This window comes from Streptomyces sp. NPDC027962, assembly GCF_055566095.1.
Window position 1 is genome coordinate 34,516 of the sequence record NZ_JBVHTA010000012.1, and the last position, 19,193, is coordinate 53,708.

General features: G+C 71.9%; 14 protein-coding genes and 1 pseudogene. 13 read left to right on the plus strand and 2 right to left on the minus strand.

Features of this window, described 5'->3' with window-relative positions:
• Positions 1-36 precede the first annotated feature (36 nt).
• From ACZ4SA_RS13935 to ACZ4SA_RS13995, 13 genes are all read left to right on the plus strand, one after another.
• Entirely contained in the window at positions 37-858 is an 822-nt protein-coding gene (locus tag ACZ4SA_RS13935) for an NAD(P)H-binding protein (protein WP_468273594.1), read from the plus strand.
• A 319-nt stretch (positions 859-1,177) separates the two neighbouring features.
• Complete coding sequence (locus ACZ4SA_RS13940) at positions 1,178-1,600, plus strand: hypothetical protein (RefSeq protein WP_468273596.1); 423 nt, start codon at positions 1,178-1,180, stop codon at positions 1,598-1,600.
• A complete protein-coding gene (locus tag ACZ4SA_RS13945; RefSeq protein WP_468273598.1) occupies positions 1,600-2,244 on the plus strand; it encodes a hypothetical protein in 645 nt (214 codons plus the stop codon). The genes ACZ4SA_RS13940 and ACZ4SA_RS13945 overlap by 1 nt, the downstream gene beginning before the upstream one ends.
• A gap of 3 nt (positions 2,245-2,247) precedes the next feature.
• The gene (locus ACZ4SA_RS13950; RefSeq protein ID WP_468273601.1) at positions 2,248-6,990 is read left to right on the plus strand and encodes a putative T7SS-secreted protein; all 4,743 of its coding nucleotides are present in this window, start codon (positions 2,248-2,250) and stop codon (positions 6,988-6,990) included.
• 2 nt (positions 6,991-6,992) lie between these two features.
• Complete coding sequence (locus ACZ4SA_RS13955) at positions 6,993-7,499, plus strand: hypothetical protein (protein WP_468273603.1); 507 nt, start codon at positions 6,993-6,995, stop codon at positions 7,497-7,499.
• Positions 7,496-8,101, plus strand: coding sequence for a pentapeptide repeat-containing protein (locus tag ACZ4SA_RS13960; RefSeq protein WP_468273605.1), 606 nt, complete (start codon positions 7,496-7,498; stop codon positions 8,099-8,101). The genes ACZ4SA_RS13955 and ACZ4SA_RS13960 overlap by 4 nt, the downstream gene beginning before the upstream one ends.
• Positions 8,102-8,440: 339 nt before the next feature.
• Positions 8,441-9,400, plus strand: a complete 960-nt coding sequence (locus ACZ4SA_RS13965; RefSeq protein ID WP_468273608.1) for an alpha/beta hydrolase — start codon at positions 8,441-8,443, stop codon at positions 9,398-9,400.
• A complete protein-coding gene (locus tag ACZ4SA_RS13970; RefSeq protein WP_468273610.1) occupies positions 9,393-10,550 on the plus strand; it encodes an acyltransferase family protein in 1,158 nt (385 codons plus the stop codon). Before ACZ4SA_RS13965 ends, ACZ4SA_RS13970 begins: the two co-directional genes overlap by 8 nt.
• Positions 10,543-11,859, plus strand: coding sequence for a sensor histidine kinase (locus ACZ4SA_RS13975; RefSeq protein ID WP_468273612.1), 1,317 nt, complete (start codon positions 10,543-10,545; stop codon positions 11,857-11,859). The genes ACZ4SA_RS13970 and ACZ4SA_RS13975 overlap by 8 nt, the downstream gene beginning before the upstream one ends.
• Positions 11,856-12,521 carry a response regulator transcription factor gene (locus tag ACZ4SA_RS13980; RefSeq protein ID WP_468273615.1) on the plus strand — a complete coding sequence of 222 codons (666 nt, stop codon included), beginning with the start codon at positions 11,856-11,858 and terminating at the stop codon, positions 12,519-12,521. Before ACZ4SA_RS13975 ends, ACZ4SA_RS13980 begins: the two co-directional genes overlap by 4 nt.
• Before the next feature lie 94 nt (positions 12,522-12,615).
• Positions 12,616-13,926 (plus strand): sensor histidine kinase, encoded by a 1,311-nt coding sequence (locus ACZ4SA_RS13985; protein ID WP_468273618.1) that lies wholly within the window; start codon positions 12,616-12,618, stop codon positions 13,924-13,926.
• On the plus strand, positions 13,923-14,582 hold the full coding sequence (locus tag ACZ4SA_RS13990; RefSeq protein WP_468273621.1) for a response regulator: 660 nt from the start codon (positions 13,923-13,925) through the stop codon (positions 14,580-14,582). The genes ACZ4SA_RS13985 and ACZ4SA_RS13990 overlap by 4 nt, the downstream gene beginning before the upstream one ends.
• Positions 14,583-14,602: 20 nt before the next feature.
• Complete coding sequence (locus tag ACZ4SA_RS13995) at positions 14,603-15,835, plus strand: cytochrome P450 (protein ID WP_468273624.1); 1,233 nt, start codon at positions 14,603-14,605, stop codon at positions 15,833-15,835.
• 438 nt (positions 15,836-16,273) lie between these two features.
• On the opposite strand, the gene ACZ4SA_RS14000 is transcribed toward ACZ4SA_RS13995, so the two are convergent.
• Together ACZ4SA_RS14000 and ACZ4SA_RS14005 are read right to left on the minus strand one after the other, a co-directional pair.
• Positions 16,274-17,932 (minus strand): ABC transporter permease, encoded by a 1,659-nt coding sequence (locus ACZ4SA_RS14000; protein ID WP_468273627.1) that lies wholly within the window; start codon positions 17,930-17,932, stop codon positions 16,274-16,276.
• A 260-nt stretch (positions 17,933-18,192) separates the two neighbouring features.
• Positions 18,193-19,104, minus strand: a pseudogene (locus ACZ4SA_RS14005) (ABC transporter ATP-binding protein); the annotation flags it as partial.
• Positions 19,105-19,193 lie beyond the last annotated feature (89 nt).

Genomic DNA, 19,193 nt, shown 5'->3' on the forward strand with positions numbered 1-19,193 from the left:
ACAGAAGCTGACCGCAAGGCTTCATACGTTCTTCCCATGACGAATCTCGTGACCGGAGCAACCGGAACCGTAGGCCGCCAGGTCGTGGCGGAGCTTCTCCGCCGTGGACATTCCGTCCGCGCCCTGACCCGCGACCCCGCGAAGGCCGACTTCCCCGAAGACGTCGACGTCGTGCAGGGCGACCTCACCGACGCCGAGAGCCTGGCCGCCGCCCTGGAGGGCGTCACCGGCCTGCACCTGATCACCTTCGGCGGCCCGTACTTCGCCCCGCTGGACACCGGCTCGCGCATCGTGGAGCTGGCCCGGAAGGCCGGCGTGCGTCGGGTCACCGTGCTGCACGGCGGCGGTCCGAGCCCGCTGGAGGACGCGGTCAGGGGGAGCGACCTCGCCTGGACCGTGCTGATGCCCGTCGAGTTCATGGCCAACGCCCTTGAATGGGCGGAAGGCATCCGCGCCGACGGCGAGGTACGCGAACCGTTCGTCGGCAGGCTCAGCGCCATGGTCCATGAGGCCGACATCGGCGCCGTCGCGGCCGTCGCCCTCACCGAGGACGGGCACGACGGCCAGGAGTACGTGATCACCGGGGCGCAAGTGCTGACCGTCGAGGACAAGGTGGACACGATCGCCGCCGCCCGGGGCCGGAAGATCCGGCTGGTGGAGCTGAGCGAGGAGCAGGCGGTCGCGCAGTGGAAGGCCGCGGGACAGTCCGAGGAGGTCATCGGGTTCCTGCTGGACGTCTATGGCAACACGCCTGTCGAAGGACGCACCGTGGCCGACACGGTCGAGCGGGTCACGGGCCGCCCGGCCCGTACCTTCGCCCAGTGGGCCGAGGAGCACGCGGACGCCTTCCGGGCCTGACACGGGGCGGGCGGGTGGCGCAGGGCCGCAACGAGTCCTGCCCCGCCCGGGCCCGAGGGACCCTCGGCTTCGACCCGGTGGACGGCGACGGCGACCAGCGCCGGATCGCCCGCGGCCGACCGCGGTCCGTTGCCTCTCCCCTGACCGTCCGGTCCGCGGCCTCTCCCTCCGACGGTCCGTTCCGCGGTCTCTTCTTTGACCGTCCGGTCCGCGGCCGGCAGTTGACGAGGACCTCCCCGCCCCCGGAACCGCCGGGCCATACTCGTGCGTGGTGTCCGACGAAGAGCGGACGCCGGCACGATCTGGGAGGAGTCTCGGGGTGAGCGACGGCACTGCACTCGCCGAACGGATCGCCGAGCGGCGGGACGGCACGGGCGATCCTCGGGAACTGGTGGGGGAGTTTCGGCGCTCCCTTGTCCTGGTGCCCGTCGAGGGGGGCGGCCTGTGGACCGCGGAGCTCGGCGGGGTGCGCTGGATCTGCGCCTTCAGCGACGAGGCGGCCCTGGCCCGGTTCGCCCGCGCGCGGGACACCGGCGACGGACGGGAGACGGGCCGTTCCTGGGAGTTCGCCGAGATGCGCGGGGCGCGGCTGCTCGACGAGATCGTGCCGGCGATGGGTGTGCCTGCGGGTGTGGCGGTCGACATCGCCGATCCGGACGGGGCGATGGCCTTCCCGCCGGTCAGAGGCATCGTGCCGGACGCGGTCGCCGTGGACGTGCGGACCGGGGACGGCGCGGCCTGATGGGCGGCGCGGAGGACCTGCGGCTCGATCCGCAGAGCGTGCAGCGCATCACCAGCGGCATGCGCTCTGCCATGGCCGAACTACGGGACATCGGCACGGGCACCGGGGCGGTCCTCGGCAAGGGCTTCTCGGACATGGCGATGACCGGGATGGAGGCCGGGCACCACGGCCTGTCGGTGGACTTCGAGGACTACTGCGAGCGCTGGGAATGGGGCGTGCGGGCGCTCCTCCAGGACGCCAACGTCATCGCGGCGACGCTGGGGCTCTCCGCCGGCCTGCTCTGGGAGGAGGACCAGTACATCCAGGGCACCTTCAAGATCGCAGTCAATGCCGCGGTCGGCAATCCGCACGCCTCCGAGGAGGACGTCGTCAAGCAGAACTGGGGCGATGTGTTCACGCCGGACTACCTGAACCCGGACTGGAGCCCCGAGTCGTTCCAGCGGGCAGGCGACGAGATCGGACAGACCTGGAAGGACACCGGCCGGGCCGTGCTCACGGAAGGGAACGGCGGCCGTCAGTCCCGGATCCTGAACGAGATGCTCGGCGTGGACCAGGAGGCGTTCGACCGCGCGGTGGACGACACCTTCGGCCCGTCCCCCGAGCAGCGGGCAGCGCAGCAGCAGCCGGGTAACGGGGGGAACTGAGCCGTGGGCATCGGGGATTTCGTCAGCGACATCACGCCGGACGTGGTCGAGGACGCGGTCGAGGACGGCGTCGAGTGGGCCGGCAACCGCGTCGAGGACGCGGGGAACTGGACCGCCGACCGGCTCGAGGACGCCGGCTGGGAGTCCGGCGCCGACTGGGTGCGCGAGCAGTCCCGTTCGCTGGCCAACCGGATGGGCGCCGAGGTCGACGAGATGGACCTCGGGCAGACCGAGGACAAGACGAAACTGGTCTACGGCAGCCCGTCCAAGCTGCGGTCCACCGCCTCGCACCTGAGGGACCTCGAGAAGTCGTTCGATCTGGTGGGCCAGGGGCTCAAGGGCCTCGACTCGTCCGCGATCAAGGGCGAAGCGGCGGACGCCTTCCGAGAGACGGTGTCGATCGAGCCGCCCAAGTGGTTCAAGGGAGCGGACGCCTTCGGGAAGGCGGCGGACGCGCTCACGAGCTTCGCCCTCACGGTGGAGTGGGCGCAGGGGCAGGCGCAGACCGCCATCGACAAGTGGAAGGCGGGCACCAAGGCGTCGTCCGACGCCGTGGAGGCGCACAACAAGAAGGTCGACGACTACAACAAGGCCGCCGACCGTTACAACGCCCAGCCGGCGGACGAGCGCGACCCGTCCACCCTGCCGCCGAAGCCGGGCTCGTTCAGCGACCCGGGCAAGGCGCAGATGGAGGAGGCGCAGGAGATCCTCGCCGAGGCTCGCAAGCAGCGCAACGCGGCCGCAGAGACCGCCCGTACGGCGGTGCAGGCGGCCAGGGACGCCGCCCCGCCGAAGCCCTCGTACGGTGAGCAGGCGATGGACGGCCTGGAGGAACTCCAGGTGATGCAGACCCATTTCGGGGCCGGCATCGTCAAGGGCACAGCCGGCCTGGTCAACTTCGTCCGCAGCGTCAACCCCACCGACCCGTACAACATCACCCACCCCGCCGAGTACGCGACCAGCCTCAACAGTCTGGCCTCCGGCCTGGTGCTGGTCGCCAACGACCCGTGGGGCACGGGCAAGCAGATGCTCGACAACTTCATGAAGGACCCCGCGGAGGGCTTCGGCCGGCTCGTGCCGGACCTGCTGCTGACCGCCGCCACCGGCGGCGCCGGGGCCGGCGTGAAGGGGGTGCGCGTCGCCGCGGAGGCGGCGGACCTGGCCTCGGACGCCAACCGGGCGCGCAGGCTGATCGACGACGCCCCGAACGGCACCCACAACCGGCCGGACGGCCGGCGCCACTCCGGCGAGACCGACCCGGTGGACCTCGCCTCCGGCCGGATGTTCCTCCCGCACACGGACGTCGTGCTCCCGGGCACGCTGCCGCTGGCCTTCACCCGTCGCACCGAGTCCGGCTACACCTGCGGCCGGCATTTCGGGCCCTCCTGGTCCTCCACCGCCGACGAACGCCTGGAGATCGACGCGCTCGGTGTCGTCCACGTCACCGAGGACGGCCTGCTGCTCACCTACCCGCATCCCGTCCCGGGCGTGCCCACCCTCCCCGAGTCCGGCACCGTGTGCCGGACGCTGACCCGAGAGGAGAGCGGCGACTACACGCTCACCGATCCGGAGAGCGGCGTGACACGCCACTACACCGCACCCCGCGGCGTGGAGCCGGGCGGTGACGGGGACGCCTGGCTGGCGCGGATCAGCGACCGCAACGGGCACACCGTCACCGTCGACCGCACCGACGCCGGTACGCCGCTCGCCCTCGTCCACTCGGCGGGGTACCACCTGGACGTCGAAGCGGCCGACGGCCGGGTGACCGGCCTGTCCCTGCGGCTTCCCGACGGGAACGCACAGTCCGTCGTCCGGTACGGCTATACGGACGGCGACCTCACCAGCGTCACCAAGCCCTCCGGCGCCACCCTCACCTACGAGTACGACGACCGCCGTCGGGTCATCGCCTGGATCGACTCCAACGACAGCCGCTACGACTACGTCTACGACGATCAGGACCGGGTCATCGGCGAGGGCGGCCAGGCCGGACACCTCCAACTGACCCTGTCCTACGGCCTCCCCGACCCGGTCACCGGTCACCGGAGCACCACACTGACCACCGCTGACGGCCGCACGACCCGTCATCTGATCGACAGCGCCTGCCGAGTGGTGGCCACCACCGACCCGGCGGGGAACACCACTCGCTACACCTACGACACGCACGGGAACCAGCTCAGCCGGACCGACGCCCTCGGCCGCACGACCGGCTACGTGTACGACGAGGCGGGCCGTCTGCTCACGATCGTCCGCGCCGACGGCAGCCGGGTCGGAACCGTCCGCGACGAACGCGGCCTGCCGGTGGAGTTCACCGACGCGGACGGGGCACGTTGGCAGCGGCAGTTCGACGATCGGGGCAATCCCACCTGCGTCACCGACCCCGCCGGGCACACCACCCGGTACGTCTACGACAGCCACGGTCACCTGGTCTCCTCCACCGACGCGCTCGGAGCCGTCACCACGTTCCGCTGCGATCCCGCCGGCATGCCCGTGGAAGTGACCGACCCGCTCGGCGGGACCACGCACTGGGACCGGGACGCCTTCGGCCGTCTCGTACGCATCACCGATCCCCTCGGGGCGGTGACCACCCTCGAATGGACCGACGACGGCGAACTCGCCAGGCGGGTCCGCCCCGACGGCAGCGCCGAAACCTGGACGTACGACGGTGAAGGCAACTGCACCGCGCACACCGACGCAGCAGGCCTGGCGACCCGCTTCGAGTACACGCACTTCGATCTGCTCGCCGCCCGCACCGGGCCGGACGGGGTGCGTCACGAGTTCGAGCACGACGCCGCACTGCGCCTGACCCGGGTGACCGGCCCGCAGGGACACACCTGGTCCTACACGTACGACGCGGCCGGCCGGCTCGTGGCCGAGACCGATTTCGACGGACGTACCGTCCGCTACACGACCGACGCCGCCGGACAGGTCACCGCCCGCACCGACGCGCTCGGCACGTCCGTCGGCTACCACCGGGGACCGCTCGGTCAGGTGGTCCGCAAGGACGCGGCGGGAGCCGTCACCGACTACGTGTACGACGCCACGGGCCGACTGCTGGAGGCCACCGGCGCGGACGGCGGCCTGATCCGGCATTACGACCGCCGAGGTCTGCTCAAGGCCGAGATCGTCGAGGGCCGGGCCACCACTTACGCCTACGACGCCGCGGGCCGCAGAGTTCGCCGCGTCACCCCCACGGGCCTGGCCACCTCCTACGGCTACGACGCCGCAGGCCGCCCCACCCACCTGACCAGCGGCGAGCACCGCGTCACCTTCACGCACGACTCCGCGGGACGCGAACGGCTCCGGACCTTCGGTGACACCCTCGCTCTGGTGTCGGGCAGGGACGGGGCCGGCCGCCTGACCACCCAGGACCTCGTCAGCGGCGACCGCACCGTCAACCACCGCACCTACACCTACCGCGCCGACGGGCATCTCACCGCCCTCGACGACTCCCTGCGGGGCTCCTTCCGTTTCGACCTCGACCCGGTGGGCCGGGTGACGGCGGTGACCGCCGAGGGCTGGACGGAGTCGTACGCCTACGATGCCGCCGGCAACCAGACGGCGGCGTCCTGGCCCGCCTCGCACCCCGGCCATGAGGCGACCGGTCCCCGTAGCTACGACGGCACCTCTCTCACCCGCGCCGGAGCGGTGCGGTACGAGTACGACGGCGGTGGCCGCACCACCTTGCGGCAGAAGACCCGCCTCTCCCGCAAGCCCGACACCTGGCGCTACACCTGGGACGCCGAGGACCGTCTCACCGCGGTCGTCACCCCCGACGGGACGTGCTGGCGCTACCGGTACGACCCGCTGGGCCGGCGCACCGCGAAGCAGCGCCTGGCCGCGGACGGCGAGACCGTCGTCGAGGAGGTGCTGTTCACCTGGGACGGCACGACCCTGTGCGAACAGACCACCACGGCCCCCGATCTGCCCCGGCCGGTGACCCTGACCTGGGACCACCGGGGGCTGCAGCCGCTGGCACAGACGGAGCGTGTGCTCGGCGCGGACGCGTCGCAGCAGGCCTTCGACGAACGTTTCTTCGCCATCGCCACGGACCTCGTCGGAACCCCTACCGAACTCGTCTCCGAGTCCGGTGAGGTCGCCTGGCGCACGCGTACGACGCTGTGGGGCCAGGCCGCCTGGCCGTCGGGGAGCATCACCTACACGCCACTGCGGTTCCCGGGCCAGTACTACGACCCCGAGACCGGCCTTCACTACAACCTGCACCGCCACTACGACCCGCAGACCGCCCACTACCTCACCCAGGACCCCCTCGGCCTCGCTCCGGGGCCGAACCCGTCTGCCTACGTCCACAATCCGCACACCTGGGCCGACCCGCTGGGGCTCGCCCCCTACGACCCGCTGCGCGAGGGCTACACCTCCTCGCCGGGGTTCGAGAAGGACCCGTACCACCCGGACGTGGTCGAGCGCCGCATCAAGGAGAACCGCGAGCTCTACGGGATCAAGGACCCGGACGGCCCGGGGATGATCGGCGCGAACGGCACGCAGATCACCAGCAAGACGCTGTGGAACCATGGGCCGTACCGGATCGACGTGGAGAATCCGAACCCGGGCGAACGACCGGGACAGCTGCACTTCCAGGACCAGAGCAACAAGGGCGCGAAGTACCAGTACAACTTCGAGACCGGCAACTTCGACGGGCTTCCGCGCAGCATCGAGAAGGCCGTCGGCAACAACCCCGGTTTCATCGCCGGAATCAGGAAGGGGCTCGCCGCACTCGGCGAGGGATAGACGTGCGCAGCAACCAGCAGATGGCCGACCTCTTGGCGGACGCCGACGTCACCGGCCTGTCGGTGCGGGACATCCCGCCGATGTTCCGCGAGGTCGTGGAACGGGGGTGGACCCTGACCGGCAGCGGCGCTCGCGTGCTCGCCGGCCTCCGCCCCGACGAGGACCGGTCCTACTTCGACCGGCTCGCGGAGGAGACCACGGTCAACGGACGCGGCATGACCGACTACGACCTCCCCGCGGGCGCAGGAAAGGAACGTGCCGAGGTGCTGCTGCGGCGGTCCCTGGCGTACATCGGCGCCTGCCTTCGGTCGGCGGAGAAGGAGTTCGGCGATCAGCAGGTGCTGGCGTACCTCTCCCTGTCCCTCGGCGGTACGGACGACGACCTCCTGACCGCCCACGTCACCTTCTGCACGCCCCGGCCCGACACGCCGCCGTACGTCGCCGACCTCGAGCAGGTCCGGAATGCGGCGGTGGCGGAGATCTCGGTGGAAGACTGCCCGGACCGGTGACGTCACCGGACGACAACAGCCATGCCACCGAGGTGCGCAAGCGCTGGTCGCGGCCGGAGAACGCCTCCGCCCTCGCCGCGATCCGGGACGCGCTGACCGGCGACGGCGACTGGCGCGCTCTGGTGCGTGACTGGACACAGCCGTGGGGCGCCGAGAACGACCTGGCCGGCATCCCGCTCGAAGACGCCGTCCTCTCCGGACGGAACCTGACGGGCATTCACCTCTCCTACGCCGATCTGCGCGGCTGCGACCTGAGCGGCTGCGACCTGACGGACGCGTCACTGACCGGCGCCGATCTGCGCGGGGCGAACCTGACGGGCGCGACGCTGACCCGGGTGAACGCGGGTCTCAGCGATCTCACCGGGGCCGGCCTCGGCGACGCCGGCGCGGACGACGCCGTGCTGTCCCGCGCCCGTCTGGTGGGCACGGTTCTGCGCGGCGCGTCACTGTGCCGGGCCAGGCTCGTCGCGGCCGATCTCACTGACGCGGATCTGACGGGCGCCGACCTGTCGGACGCGGTGCTGATCTCCGCGCGGACCGGGGGTGCGGTGATGACCGGTACCCGGCTGGACGGGGCGAGGGGCGGCTCGCTGCGCCGCTGACGCCCGCTGGTCGCGTCCCTGCGTCGAGCGCCGCGGGTCGTGTCCCGGTGTCGAGCGCCGCGGGTCGTGTCCCTGCGCCGAGCGCCGCGGGGTCGCGTCCCTGCGCCGAGCGCCGCCGGTCGCGTCCCGGTGGCGAGCCGCGCGAGCTCGCAGAGCGATCAGCCCCGCGACCGCCCCGCGCCGTCCGGAGTACGGGCGGGGCAAGATCTACAAGGGCCCTGCCCTACCCGTAATACCTGAGAGCTACCACGCAGGAGCGCTCCCCAGCGGGACGCCGACGACCGGCCCCGCTTCATAACTTCTGGTCCTGACACAGCGATCCGGACCGGAAGGAACCTCATGGCGTCCCGCCTTCGGCGCACCCTGCTCGCCGCGCTCGTCACCGCTGCCGTGGTCTTCCCTGTCTCGGCCGCCGCGGGGCCCTCAGCCGTACCCGCGCCGCCCCCCGCCGCCCTCGGTCCGCTCGACGCGGCCGAACTCCCCCTTCTGCAAGCACGGTTCGCGGCCAACCGGGACAACATCCGCGAGGCCGCACGGGTTGCGGCCGATCACGGTGACCGGAGGCGGGCCGCCTCGCTGGACGTCATGGCCGCGGGCGGGCGGCAGCTCCTGACGTTCGACGGCCGCGACGGCGGGCGCACCGCCGAGGTGTTCGGCGACCTGGCCCACGCCGACCGCATCGCCTTACTGGTCCCGGGCTCCGACACGAACCTCGACACCTACGAACGCTTCCGTGCCGGAGCCGTGGCACTGTTCGACGCCACCCGGGCGGCGGGCGGAGGGCGTACGGCCGTGGTCGCCTGGCTCGGCTACGCCACGCCGGGGACCGTCAGCACCGATGTGCTCACCACCGGCCGCGCCGACGACGCCGCTCGGCAACTGCAGGCGTTCGCACGGGAAATGAAGGCCGCCCGACCGCGCGCCGGGCTGTCACTGCTCTGCCACTCCTACGGTTCCGTCGTGTGCGCCCGCGCCGCCCACGGACTCGACGCCGCCGACATCGCCCTTTACGGCAGCCCCGGCACGGGCGCGGACTCCGTCGGCGAGCTCGGCACCCGCGCCACCGTCTGGGCCGGCCGCGGCAGGGGCGACTGGATAGCCGACGTGCCACACGTACGCCTCGAACTCCTCGGCACGGACATCGGGTTCGGTACTGATCCGGTGTCCGACGGCTTCGGCGCCCGCGTCTTCGACGCCGGCGACGGAGGACACAGCGACTACCTCCGGCCCAAAACCGTCTCGCTCGACAACCTCGCGCTCATCGCCGCGGGCCGCACCGGCCAGGTGTCCGGTGCGTGAGCTGGTGCACCGCGTCGGCGCCGCCACACCGCCCGGACGGGACCGGGCCGTCGACGCCCTGCGGGCGTTCGCCATCCTCGGGGTCGTCCTGGGGCACTGGCTGGTCACCGCCATCGTCACCGACGGCGGCACGTTGCACGGGGTGAGCCCTCTCGCCCACATGCCCCTGCTCGCGCCGGTCTCCTGGGTGTTCCAGACCCTCGCCGTCTTCTTCCTCGTCGGCGGCCACGTGGCCGCCCGCAGCCACACCAGTGCGCGGGCACGCGGGACGATGCACGGCCGGTGGCTGGCCGCACGCCTCGGCCGGCTCTTCCGGCCCGTCGCGGCCGTGCTCGTCCTGTGGAGCGTCGCGGCGGGCGCGATGCTCGTCGGCGGGACCTCCCTGGAAACGCTGCGCACCCTGCTGACGCTGGCCCTGTCACCGCTGTGGTTCCTGCTCGTCTTCGCCGTGCTCACTGCCGCGGCGCCGCTGGCCGCCCGGCTCCACCCGCTGTGGCCGCTCGCGGTGGTCCTCCACGTCGACGTTCTCCGTTTCGGGTTCGGCGCCCCCGACGCTCTGGGCTGGGTCAACCTCGCCGCGGGCTGGCTCGTGCCGTACTGCCTCGGCGCCGCGTGGGCGCGCGGTGAGCTGCGCGGCCGGGCGACGGGCTGGGCGCTGCTGGTCACCGGCGCCGGTGCGAGCGCCTGCCTTGTGCTGTGGGCCGGGTATCCCGCGTCCATGGTGGGCGTCCCCGGCGCGGCCGTCTCCAACCTCAACCCGCCGACCCTCGCGGCCGTCAGCTTCGGGCTGGCGCAGTGCGGTGCCGCGCTGCTGCTGCTCCGGCCGCTGCGCAGGGCGATGAGGCGGCCGGCGCTCTGGGCGGCCATCGCCCTGGTGAACCTGTCGGCGATGACGCTGTTCCTGTGGCACCAGACGGCGTTGATGGCCGTCACGGCCACCGGGCTGCTCACCGGACGGGCGCTGCCCGGCCTGCACACCGTCCCCGACGGTCCGGTGTGGGTGGCGGCCCGGCTGGCCTGGCTGCCGGTTTTCGCCGTCGCGCTCGCGGTGTGCTGGGCGGCGTTCCGCACGTACGAGCGTCGGCCCTCGCGCCGGACAACAGGGATGCGTGACGTCCCACCGACAAGGAAGAGTGCCACCCATGTCTGAAGTTTCCGGGGTGGGGATCCGTGCTGCGTTCGTGGCGGCGCTGCTGCGCGTCGGGCGTGCGCTGCGCGACGATCTGGGGGCGGCCGCGCGGGATCCGCTGCCGCCGATGCGGGGGCCGCGGCTGCTGTGCCGGCTGCCGCACGTGCTGGTCGTATGCGTCGTGTGGGCGCTCACCGTCGCGCAGGCGGACCAGCTCATCCACAGTCACGGCATGGCTCCGGGGCTGGGCATCCCGATCGCGGTCGCCATGGGATTCTCCGTGGTGCTCGCCATGTTCCGGCCGGTGCCCGCGTGGTGGCTGTCGTTGGGGATCGCCGTCGTCGGCGCCGAGTTCGCGAAGAGTTACGAATCCGATCTGCTGGTCCAGTTCGGTTCGAACGGTCCCTGGCCCTGGTCCTTCACCGGGATGCTCGCGCACGCACTGGTCCTGTTCCTGGTCGCCCTGCGGGTGCGGGCACGGGTCTCGGCCGAGACGCTGCTGCTCAGCGCGGCGGTGGGACTCGTCGTCGAGTGGGTGTCGGGCGACCACCCGCACGTCTCGTCGGTGGTGCTCTCCTCCGTCATCTTCGCCGTCGTCGTCGTGCTCGGCTCGGCTCTGCGGGGGAGGCGGGAGGCGCGCGGCAGACTCGTCGAACAGGAGGTGCTCACCGCGGAGGAGCGCACCCGCCGCACCGTCCTGGAGGAGCGCAGCCGCATCGCCCGCGAACTGCACGACGTCGTCGCCCACCACATGTCGGTCGTCTCGATCCAGGCGCAGGTCGCTCCGCACCTGGTCGAGGCGCCGACCGAGGAGCTGAAGGAGAACCTCGCGGGCATCCGGCAGAACGCGCTGGACGCGCTCACCGAACTCCGCCGGGTCCTCGGCGTCCTGCGGTCCGAGAACCCGGAGGCGGCGGAGACGGCGCCGCACGCGCCGCTGCCCACGCTCTCCCGCCTCGGCGCCCTCGTCGAGAACGCGCGAGCCGCCGGACTGTCCGTCCGATACGTGAGGACCGGCCGGCAGGAGCCGCTGACGCCGGGCGTCGAACTGTCGGCCTACCGGATCGTCCAGGAGGCGCTGAGCAACGCGATCCGCCACGCCCCCGGCGCGTCCGTACGGATAGAGCTCGCCCACACCGGCCCCGGGCTGAGCGTCCGGGTCATCAACACCGCGCCGCGCGGATCCGCGCCGCCGTCACCGGGTACCGGGCACGGGTTGCTCGGGATGCGTGAGCGAGCCGCCATGCTGGGGGGCGACCTGGCCACCGGCCCCACACCGGACGGCGGGTACGAAGTGACCGCCCTTCTCCCCACGGAGCAGCAGACATGACGATCCGGGTACTGATAGCCGACGACCAGATGATGGTCCGCCAGGGCTTCACCGTCCTGTTGAACGCGGAGCCCGACATCGAGGTCGTCGGCCAGGCCGTCGACGGGCTCGACGCCGTCGACCAGGTCGCCCGGACGCTGCCCGACGTCGTCCTGATGGACATCCGGATGCCCGAACTCGGCGGCATCGAGGCCACCGGGCGCATCACCGCCGACCTGCCCGACGTCAAGGTGCTGGTGCTGACCACCTTCGACCTCGACGAATACGTCTACGAGGCGCTGCGCGCCGGGGCGTCCGGTTTCCTGCTGAAGGACGCGTCCGCGGACGAGCTGGCGCACGCCGTGCGGGTCGTCGCCGGCGGGGACGCACTGCTGTCACCGAACATCACCAAGCGGCTGATCGCGGAGTTCTCCCGCACGACCGGCGCCCCGCGAGCACCGCTCAAGGAACGGATCGGTGCTCTGACGGAGCGGGAGACGGAGGTGCTCGCGCTGATCGCTCAGGGCCTGTCGAACGCGGAAATAGCGAGCACACTGGTGGTCGCGGAACAGACGGTGAAGACGCATGTGAGCAGGGTGCTGGTGAAGCTGGGGCTCAGGGACCGCACCCAGGCCGCCGTCTTCGCCTACGAGACCGGCCTCGTCCGCCCCGCCGGCTACTGAAACCCCGGCCCCACCAGGTAGTACTCAGGACGGATGCCGCAGGATCCGCATCGATGCTGACGACCGTCTCCGCTGCGCCCCGTACCTTCGACACGTGACCGAGAAGACCCGCAGCCCCGAATACGACCTGGCCCAAGGGGCGCTCAGCGGCCTCCGCCAGGACCTCTTCCACGACGCCTTCGGCTACCGGCCGCTGCCGCCGCTGCGCGCCGACGGGCCCGTGGTCCGCCGGCTGCCGGGCGAGCGGATACGCCGGGCGGCCGTGTGGCTGCCGCACGCCGTGGTCCTGTTCCTCGCCTTCCTCACGGTGGTCATCGCCTACACGGACGGCGGGGGCGGACTGCCGATGCTGATCGGCGGCTTCGTGCCGGCGGGCGCCGTCGTGATGACGCTGGTCCGGCCGGTCGGCGCCTGGTGGGTGTCGATCGTGAGCGCACCTTTTGTGAGCGCCCTCGCCTCCTACGGCGACTGGCCCTGGGCACCGGCCGGGTTCCTCTCCCATCTCACCGTGATGACCGTCGTCGCCCTGCGGACCCGGCCCCGTGCGGCGGCCTGGATGTGGGTCATCACCGCCGCCTTCGGGGTGCTCGCCGACACGGTGATCCAGCGCGGCTACGGCGCCATCGTGCCGGGGATGCTCTTCACCTCCGCCGTCAGCCTGCTGATCGTGAGCATGTTCCTGGTCCGCCGCGACGCGAAGCAGGAAGTCGCCGCCCAGCAGACCGTCACCGCCACCGAGCGGGACAGGCGCACGCTGCTGGAGGAGCGCACCACCATCGCCCGTGAGCTGCACGACGTGGTCGCGCACCACATGTCGGTCGTCGCCATCCAGGCCGAGGCCGCGCCCTACCGGGTGGAGAACCCGCCGGAGGAGCTGGAGAAGGCGTTCGCCACGATCCGCGAGAACGCGGTCGCCGCGCTGACCGAGCTGCGCCGCATCCTCGGTGTCGTACGGGCGGAGGACTACGAGGCCCCCGACGCCCCGCAGCCGGTCCTCGCCGATCTCGGGAATCTGCTCTCCAACGTCCGCGAGGCCGGTCTGCAGACCGAGAAGACGGTCACCGGCGCGGTTCGCGCGCTGCCGCAGGGCGTGGAGCTCTCGGCCTACCGGATCGTCCAGGAGGCGCTCAGCAACGCACTGCGCCACGCGCCGGGCTCCACCGCCACGGTCGAGATCTCCTACGTGCTCGGCGGCCTCGGTCTGCGGATCGTCAACACCGCGCCACGAGGCCTGGTGAAGCCTTCGCCCGGGGCGGGTCACGGCATCACGGGCATGCGGGAGCGTGTGACGATGCTGAACGGCGAGATGACCGCCGCCGCCACCGACGAGGGCGGGTACGAGGTCACCGCCTTCATCCCGGTCGCCACGACCGAGCCGGCCGCCGCCTCCGAGGAGACCTCATGACGATCCGCGTCCTCATCGTCGACGACCAGATCATGGTCCGGGAGGGCTTCTCGGTCCTGCTGAACGCCATGCCGGACATCGAGGTCATCGGCGAGGCCGTCAACGGCCGCGAGGCCGTGACCAAGGTCGCGGAGCTGGCGCCCGACGTCGTCCTGATGGATATCCGGATGCCCGAACTGAACGGCATCGAGGCGACCCGCGAGATCGTCGCCGCGCACGCCGAGTCGAAGGTGCTGGTGCTGACCACCTTCGACCTCGACGAGTACGTGTACCAGGCGCTGCGCGCCGGGGCGTCCGGCTTCCTGCTGAAGGACGCCTCCGCCAGGCAGCTCGCCGACGGCGTGCGGGTGGTCGCGGCCGGCGAGGCGCTGCTCGCGCCGACGGTCACCCGCCGTCTCATCACCGAGTTCTCCAAACTCTCCGAGAATCCGCGGCCGGCGGCGATGACGCAGATCGGTGATCTGACGGAACGCGAGACGGAGGTCCTGGTGCTGATCGCGCAGGGCCTGTCCAACGCGGAGATCGCCTCGCACCTGGTGGTCGCGGAGTCGACCATCAAGACGCATGTGAGCAGGGTCCTGGTGAAGCTCGGGCTCCGGGACCGGACGCAGGCGGCGGTGTTCGCGTACGAGGCGAGGCTGGTCACACCCGGATAGCGGGGCTACCGTTCCCCGGCATGGACGTGCCTTTCGAACCCTGGTCCCCGGCGTTCGTCGCCGATCCGTATCCGGCTTTCACCGAGCTGCGGGAGCGGGGGCGGGTGCACTGGTTCGAGCCGACGCGGCAGTGGCTGGTGCCGCATCACGCGGACGTGTCGGCGCTGCTGCGGGACCGGCGGCTGGGCCGCACGTATCTGCACCGCTTCAGCCACGAGGAGTTCGGGCGTACGCCCCCGCCGCCCGAGCACGACCCGTTCCACACGCTCAACGACCACGGGCTGCTGGACCTCGAGGCGCCGGATCACACCCGTATCCGCCGGCTGGTGACGAAGGCGTTCACACCCCGGACCGTGCAGGCGCTGGAGCCGGTCGTGCGGCGGCTCGCGGCCGGGCTGGTCGCCGACTTCAAGAAGGCGGGCGGCGGTGACCTGCTCGCCGAGGTCGCGGAGCCGCTGCCGGTCGCGGTGATCGCGGAGATGCTGGGCATCCCCGGGTCCGACCGTCATCTGCTGCGGCCGTGGTCGGCGGACATCTGCGGGATGTACGAGCTGAATCCGTCGCAGGACACGGCGGCGCGCGCGGTCCGGGCGTCCGTCGAATTCAGCGCCTACCTGCGGGAGTTGATCGCGCTGCGGCGGGCGGAGCCGGGCGAGGACCTGATCTCTGCGCTGATCTCCCCCAGCTACCGCTGGGAGGTGCCCCCAGCGCACGACGAGGGAGACCGGCTCAGCGAGCAGGAGATGATCTCCACGTGCGTGCTGCTGCTGAATGCGGGCCACGAGGCGACCGTCAACACCACCGCCAGCGGATGGTGGACACTCTTCCGCCACCCCGAGCAGCTGGCCGCGCTGCGGGCGGACCACTCGCTGCTGTCCACCGCTGTGGAAGAGCTCATGCGTTACGACACCCCGCTTCAGCTCTTCGAGCGCTGGGTGCTCGACGACATCGAGATCGACGGGACCGTGGTGCCGCGCGGCTCCGAACTGGCCCTGCTCTTCGGCTCCGCGAACCGCGACGGGGCCCGCTTCCCGTACCCGGACACCCTCGACCTGTCCCGCCCGGACAACCCGCACGTCACCTTCGGAGCGGGCATCCACTACTGCCTGGGCGCGCCGCTGGCGCGCATCGAACTGGCGGCGTCCTTCGGGGAGTTGCTGCGGGAGGCGCCGGGGATGCGGCTTGTGGAGCAGCCGCGGTGGAAGCGGGGCTTCGTGATCCGTGGGCTGGAGGAGCTGCGGGTCGAGCTGTGACGGGGCGGCGAGTACGAGTACGGGCGGGGGCCGGTGCGCGGGGCCGGCCCCCTGCCCGCCCTTTCCCGAACCGGGCCCCGGGCCCCTTCCGGGCTCAGCCGGACCCCGCCGGGCAAGCCCCGGACCGTACCTCGCTTTGCGGGGTGGCCGGCACATCCAGCCCGCCGGCGGCACTCCCCCTTCGGCCTGGCGGCCCTGGGAGGTACCCCCACCCACGGCCGCCAGCCGAACGGGAGGATCGAGTGGGCGGGGGTCCGGGGGCGGAGTCCCGGAACCACCGGGCGGAGCGCGGTGGCGGGTCCGGGCGGAGCCCGGTTTCGGGACGGGGTACCACTCATGCCGCCAGGAGTGGGGTACCGCCAACGCCGCCAGGAGCAGGGGGAGGACGGGGTCGGGAAGCGCTCCGCGGAGCGGCCACCCCGCGCCCCCACGCACCCGCTACTTCGTCTCCAGGTCCCGCCTCCGGAACCCTTCCAGGCCGACCCGCACCAGCCCCGCCGCCAGCAGCGTCAGCACCACCATCGGCGTCCAGCTCATACCCGTCGCAGGCAGCTGGGGGACGTGCCCGAACGGCGAGAGGTTGTTCATCCAGTCGGGGAACTGCAGCAGCCGGCCCAGGTACCCGACCACGAAGGCGTACACCGGCACGATCCACGCCGCCGCGCTCGCCCGCGGGAACCAGCCGAAGAACACCACCGCGACCCCGACCGTGACCCACAGGGCCGGTGCGTACGCGAGCGCTGCGCCCAGCAGCCCCAGGAACAGTCCGCCGTCCGACGCCGAGGCGGCGCCCGAGAGACCGAAGCCGAGCCCTGCCAGCAGCAGCAGCGCCGTACCGCCGGCCATGGCCACGGCCAGGTGGCTGCCCACCCAGCGGGAGCGGGACAGCCCGGTCGCGAGCAGCGGCTCCGCGCGGCCCCCGGTCTCCTCGGAACGCGGCCTGAGCGCCGCCATCACCACGTACACCGATGCCACCACCGCGATGACGACCATGACCATCGAGGCGAACGACTCGGCCATCGTGGTGCCGCCGATCTCCGCCAGCGCCTCTTGGATCTGGTCGATGTTCTTCAGCATGTCTTCGGCCTCGCCGAGGATCGACCCGTACATCGCGCCCATCAGGAAGAGTCCGGCGCCGAAGCCGATGAGCATGCCGCGGTGCAGCCGCAGCGCGAAGCCCAGCGGAGTGCTCAGGGCGTCGGAGGCCACGGGGCTGCCGAGCCGCGAGGCGCGCAGGCCCGCGCCCACGTCCCGCCGGGTCGACAGGACGAAGCCCGCGGCCGCGCAGAGCACGGCGAGCGCCAGGCACAGCAGCAGCGGCCACCAGCGGTTGTCGACGTAGACGTACGTACGCTGCGCCCAGCCGACGGGGGACAGCCAGGACAGTGCGCCGTTGCCGCCTGCGTCTCCGGCGGCGCGCAGGACGTACGCGATGCCGATGACGGCGAGCGCCATGCCGGAGGCGCCGCGGGTGTGCGCGGTGATCTGCACGGTGACGGCGGCGACGGCGGCGAAGGCCACGCCCACGGCCGCGTGGGTGAAGCCGTAGAGCAGCGAGCCGCCGGTGTCGATGCCCTCGATGCCCAGCCCGCCGAGGCCGACGGCCAGCAGCAGGGCGAGGACGATGTTGGCGGCGGCCGCCACGGTGAGCGCGGCCGCCAGGTGGGCGTGTCGCCCGACAGCGGCGGAGCGCACCAGTTCGGCGCGGCCCGTCTCCTCCTCGTTGCGGGTGTGCCGGGTGACGATCAGGATGCTCATCAGTCCGACCATGACGGCCATGAAGCCGATCATCTGATGGCCCATCATGGCGCCGAAGTTGTAGTCGTCCAGGTAGTGCCGGGGGCCCGTCATGGCGAGCCCGGCCGGGCTGTCCATGGTGCTGACCACCGAGGCGCGGTCCTGCGGGTCGGCGTACAGCGTCTTGTAGTTGCTCGCCGTGGAGACCGTGCCGAGGAACAGGGCGACGATCCAGACGGGGAGCCGGATGCGGTCCCTGCGCAGGTCGAAGCGGATCAGCGTGCCGGTTCCGGCGAGCGCGCCCCCGCCCGTGCGGGACCCGGCGGGTGCGGGCGCCCTTGTCACGGTGGCGGTGCTCATCGCGTGCCTCCGCCGCTCGTGCCGTCCGCGCCGACCGCCTCGTCCGTGCCGTCCGCGCCGACCGCCTCGTCCGTGCCGTCCGTGCCGACCGCCTCGTCCGTGCCGTCCGTGCCGTCCGTGCCGTCCGTGCCGTCCGCCTCGTCCGTGCCGTCCGTGCCGTCCGCCTCGTCCGTGCCGTCCGTGCCGTCCGTGCCGTCCGTGCCGTCCGTGCCGTCCGCCTCGTCCGTGCCGTCCGTGCCGTCCGTGCCGTCCGCCTCGTCCGTGCCGCCGCTGCGGCCGTTCCCCGCGAGTTCGTCGCCGTAGTGCCGCAGCATCAGCTCCTCGAGCGTCGGCGGGTGGCTGGTCAGGCTGCGGACGCCGAACTCGGAGAGAAGACGGATCGCGCCGTCGAGCTGGTTGCCGTCCACGGCGAAGCGCACCCGGCCGTCGTCTGTCCGTACCTCGTGCACGCCCGGCAGCCCGTCCAGTCCGGTGACCGGGCGGGCTGTCTCCGCCTCTACGGTCGTACGGGTCAGGTGCCGCATCTCGCTCAGGGTCCCGGACTGCACGACCTTCCCGAGCCGGATGATGCTGACCCGGTCGGCGAGCTTCTCGACCTGGGCCAGGATGTGGCTGGACAGCAGGACGGTCTTGCCGGCGGTCTTCGCCTCGGTGATGACGTCCTGGAAGACGACCTCCATCAGCGGGTCGAGTCCGGCGGTCGGCTCGTCGAGGAGCAGCAGTTCGGCGTCGGAGGCCAGCGCGGCGACGATGGCGACCTTCTGCCGGTTGCCCTTGGAGTAGGCCCGGCCCTTCTTGGTCGGGTCGAGGTCGAAGCGCTCGACGAGCTCGTCGCGGCGCCGCTTGTCGATGCCGCCGCGCAACCGCGCCAGCAGGTCGATGGCCTCGCCGCCGGTGAGACCCGGCCACAGCTCGACGTCACCGGGGACGTAGGCGAGGCGCCGGTGCAGTTCGACGGCGTCGTGCCAGGGGTCCTTGCCGAGCAGCTGCGCGGCGCCGGAGTCGGCGCGCAGCAGCCCGAGCAGGACGCGGATCGTGGTCGACTTCCCGGCGCCGTTGGGCCCGAGGAAGCCGTGGACCTCGCCGGTCTCGACCGTGAGGTCGAGGCCGTCCAGCGCACGTGTCCGTCCGAACGACTTGTGTAGTCCGGAGACGGTGATTGCCTTCGTCATGGTTCAGAACGTACGCTGATTTCACAAAGTTGTGAAGTTAAGGAACCGTATAAACTCGCCTCAGAGGTTCGTGAACAGGGGAGATGATC

Excerpts from the sequence above, each read along its gene's own strand:
- ACZ4SA_RS13990 (WP_468273621.1), top strand. The coding sequence starts at position 13,923 with ATGACGATCCGCGTCCTCATCGTCGACGACCAGATCATGGTCCGGGAG.
- ACZ4SA_RS13945 (WP_468273598.1), top strand. The coding sequence starts at position 1,600 with ATGGGCGGCGCGGAGGACCTGCGGCTCGATCCGCAGAGCGTGCAGCGC.
- ACZ4SA_RS13935 (WP_468273594.1), top strand. The coding sequence starts at position 37 with ATGACGAATCTCGTGACCGGAGCAACCGGAACCGTAGGCCGCCAGGTC.
- ACZ4SA_RS14000 (WP_468273627.1), bottom strand. The coding sequence starts at position 17,932 with ATGAGCACCGCCACCGTGACAAGGGCGCCCGCACCCGCCGGGTCCCGC.
- ACZ4SA_RS13975 (WP_468273612.1), top strand. The coding sequence starts at position 10,543 with ATGTCTGAAGTTTCCGGGGTGGGGATCCGTGCTGCGTTCGTGGCGGCG.
- ACZ4SA_RS13965 (WP_468273608.1), top strand. The coding sequence starts at position 8,441 with ATGGCGTCCCGCCTTCGGCGCACCCTGCTCGCCGCGCTCGTCACCGCT.
- ACZ4SA_RS13980 (WP_468273615.1), top strand. The coding sequence starts at position 11,856 with ATGACGATCCGGGTACTGATAGCCGACGACCAGATGATGGTCCGCCAG.
- ACZ4SA_RS13995 (WP_468273624.1), top strand. The coding sequence starts at position 14,603 with ATGGACGTGCCTTTCGAACCCTGGTCCCCGGCGTTCGTCGCCGATCCG.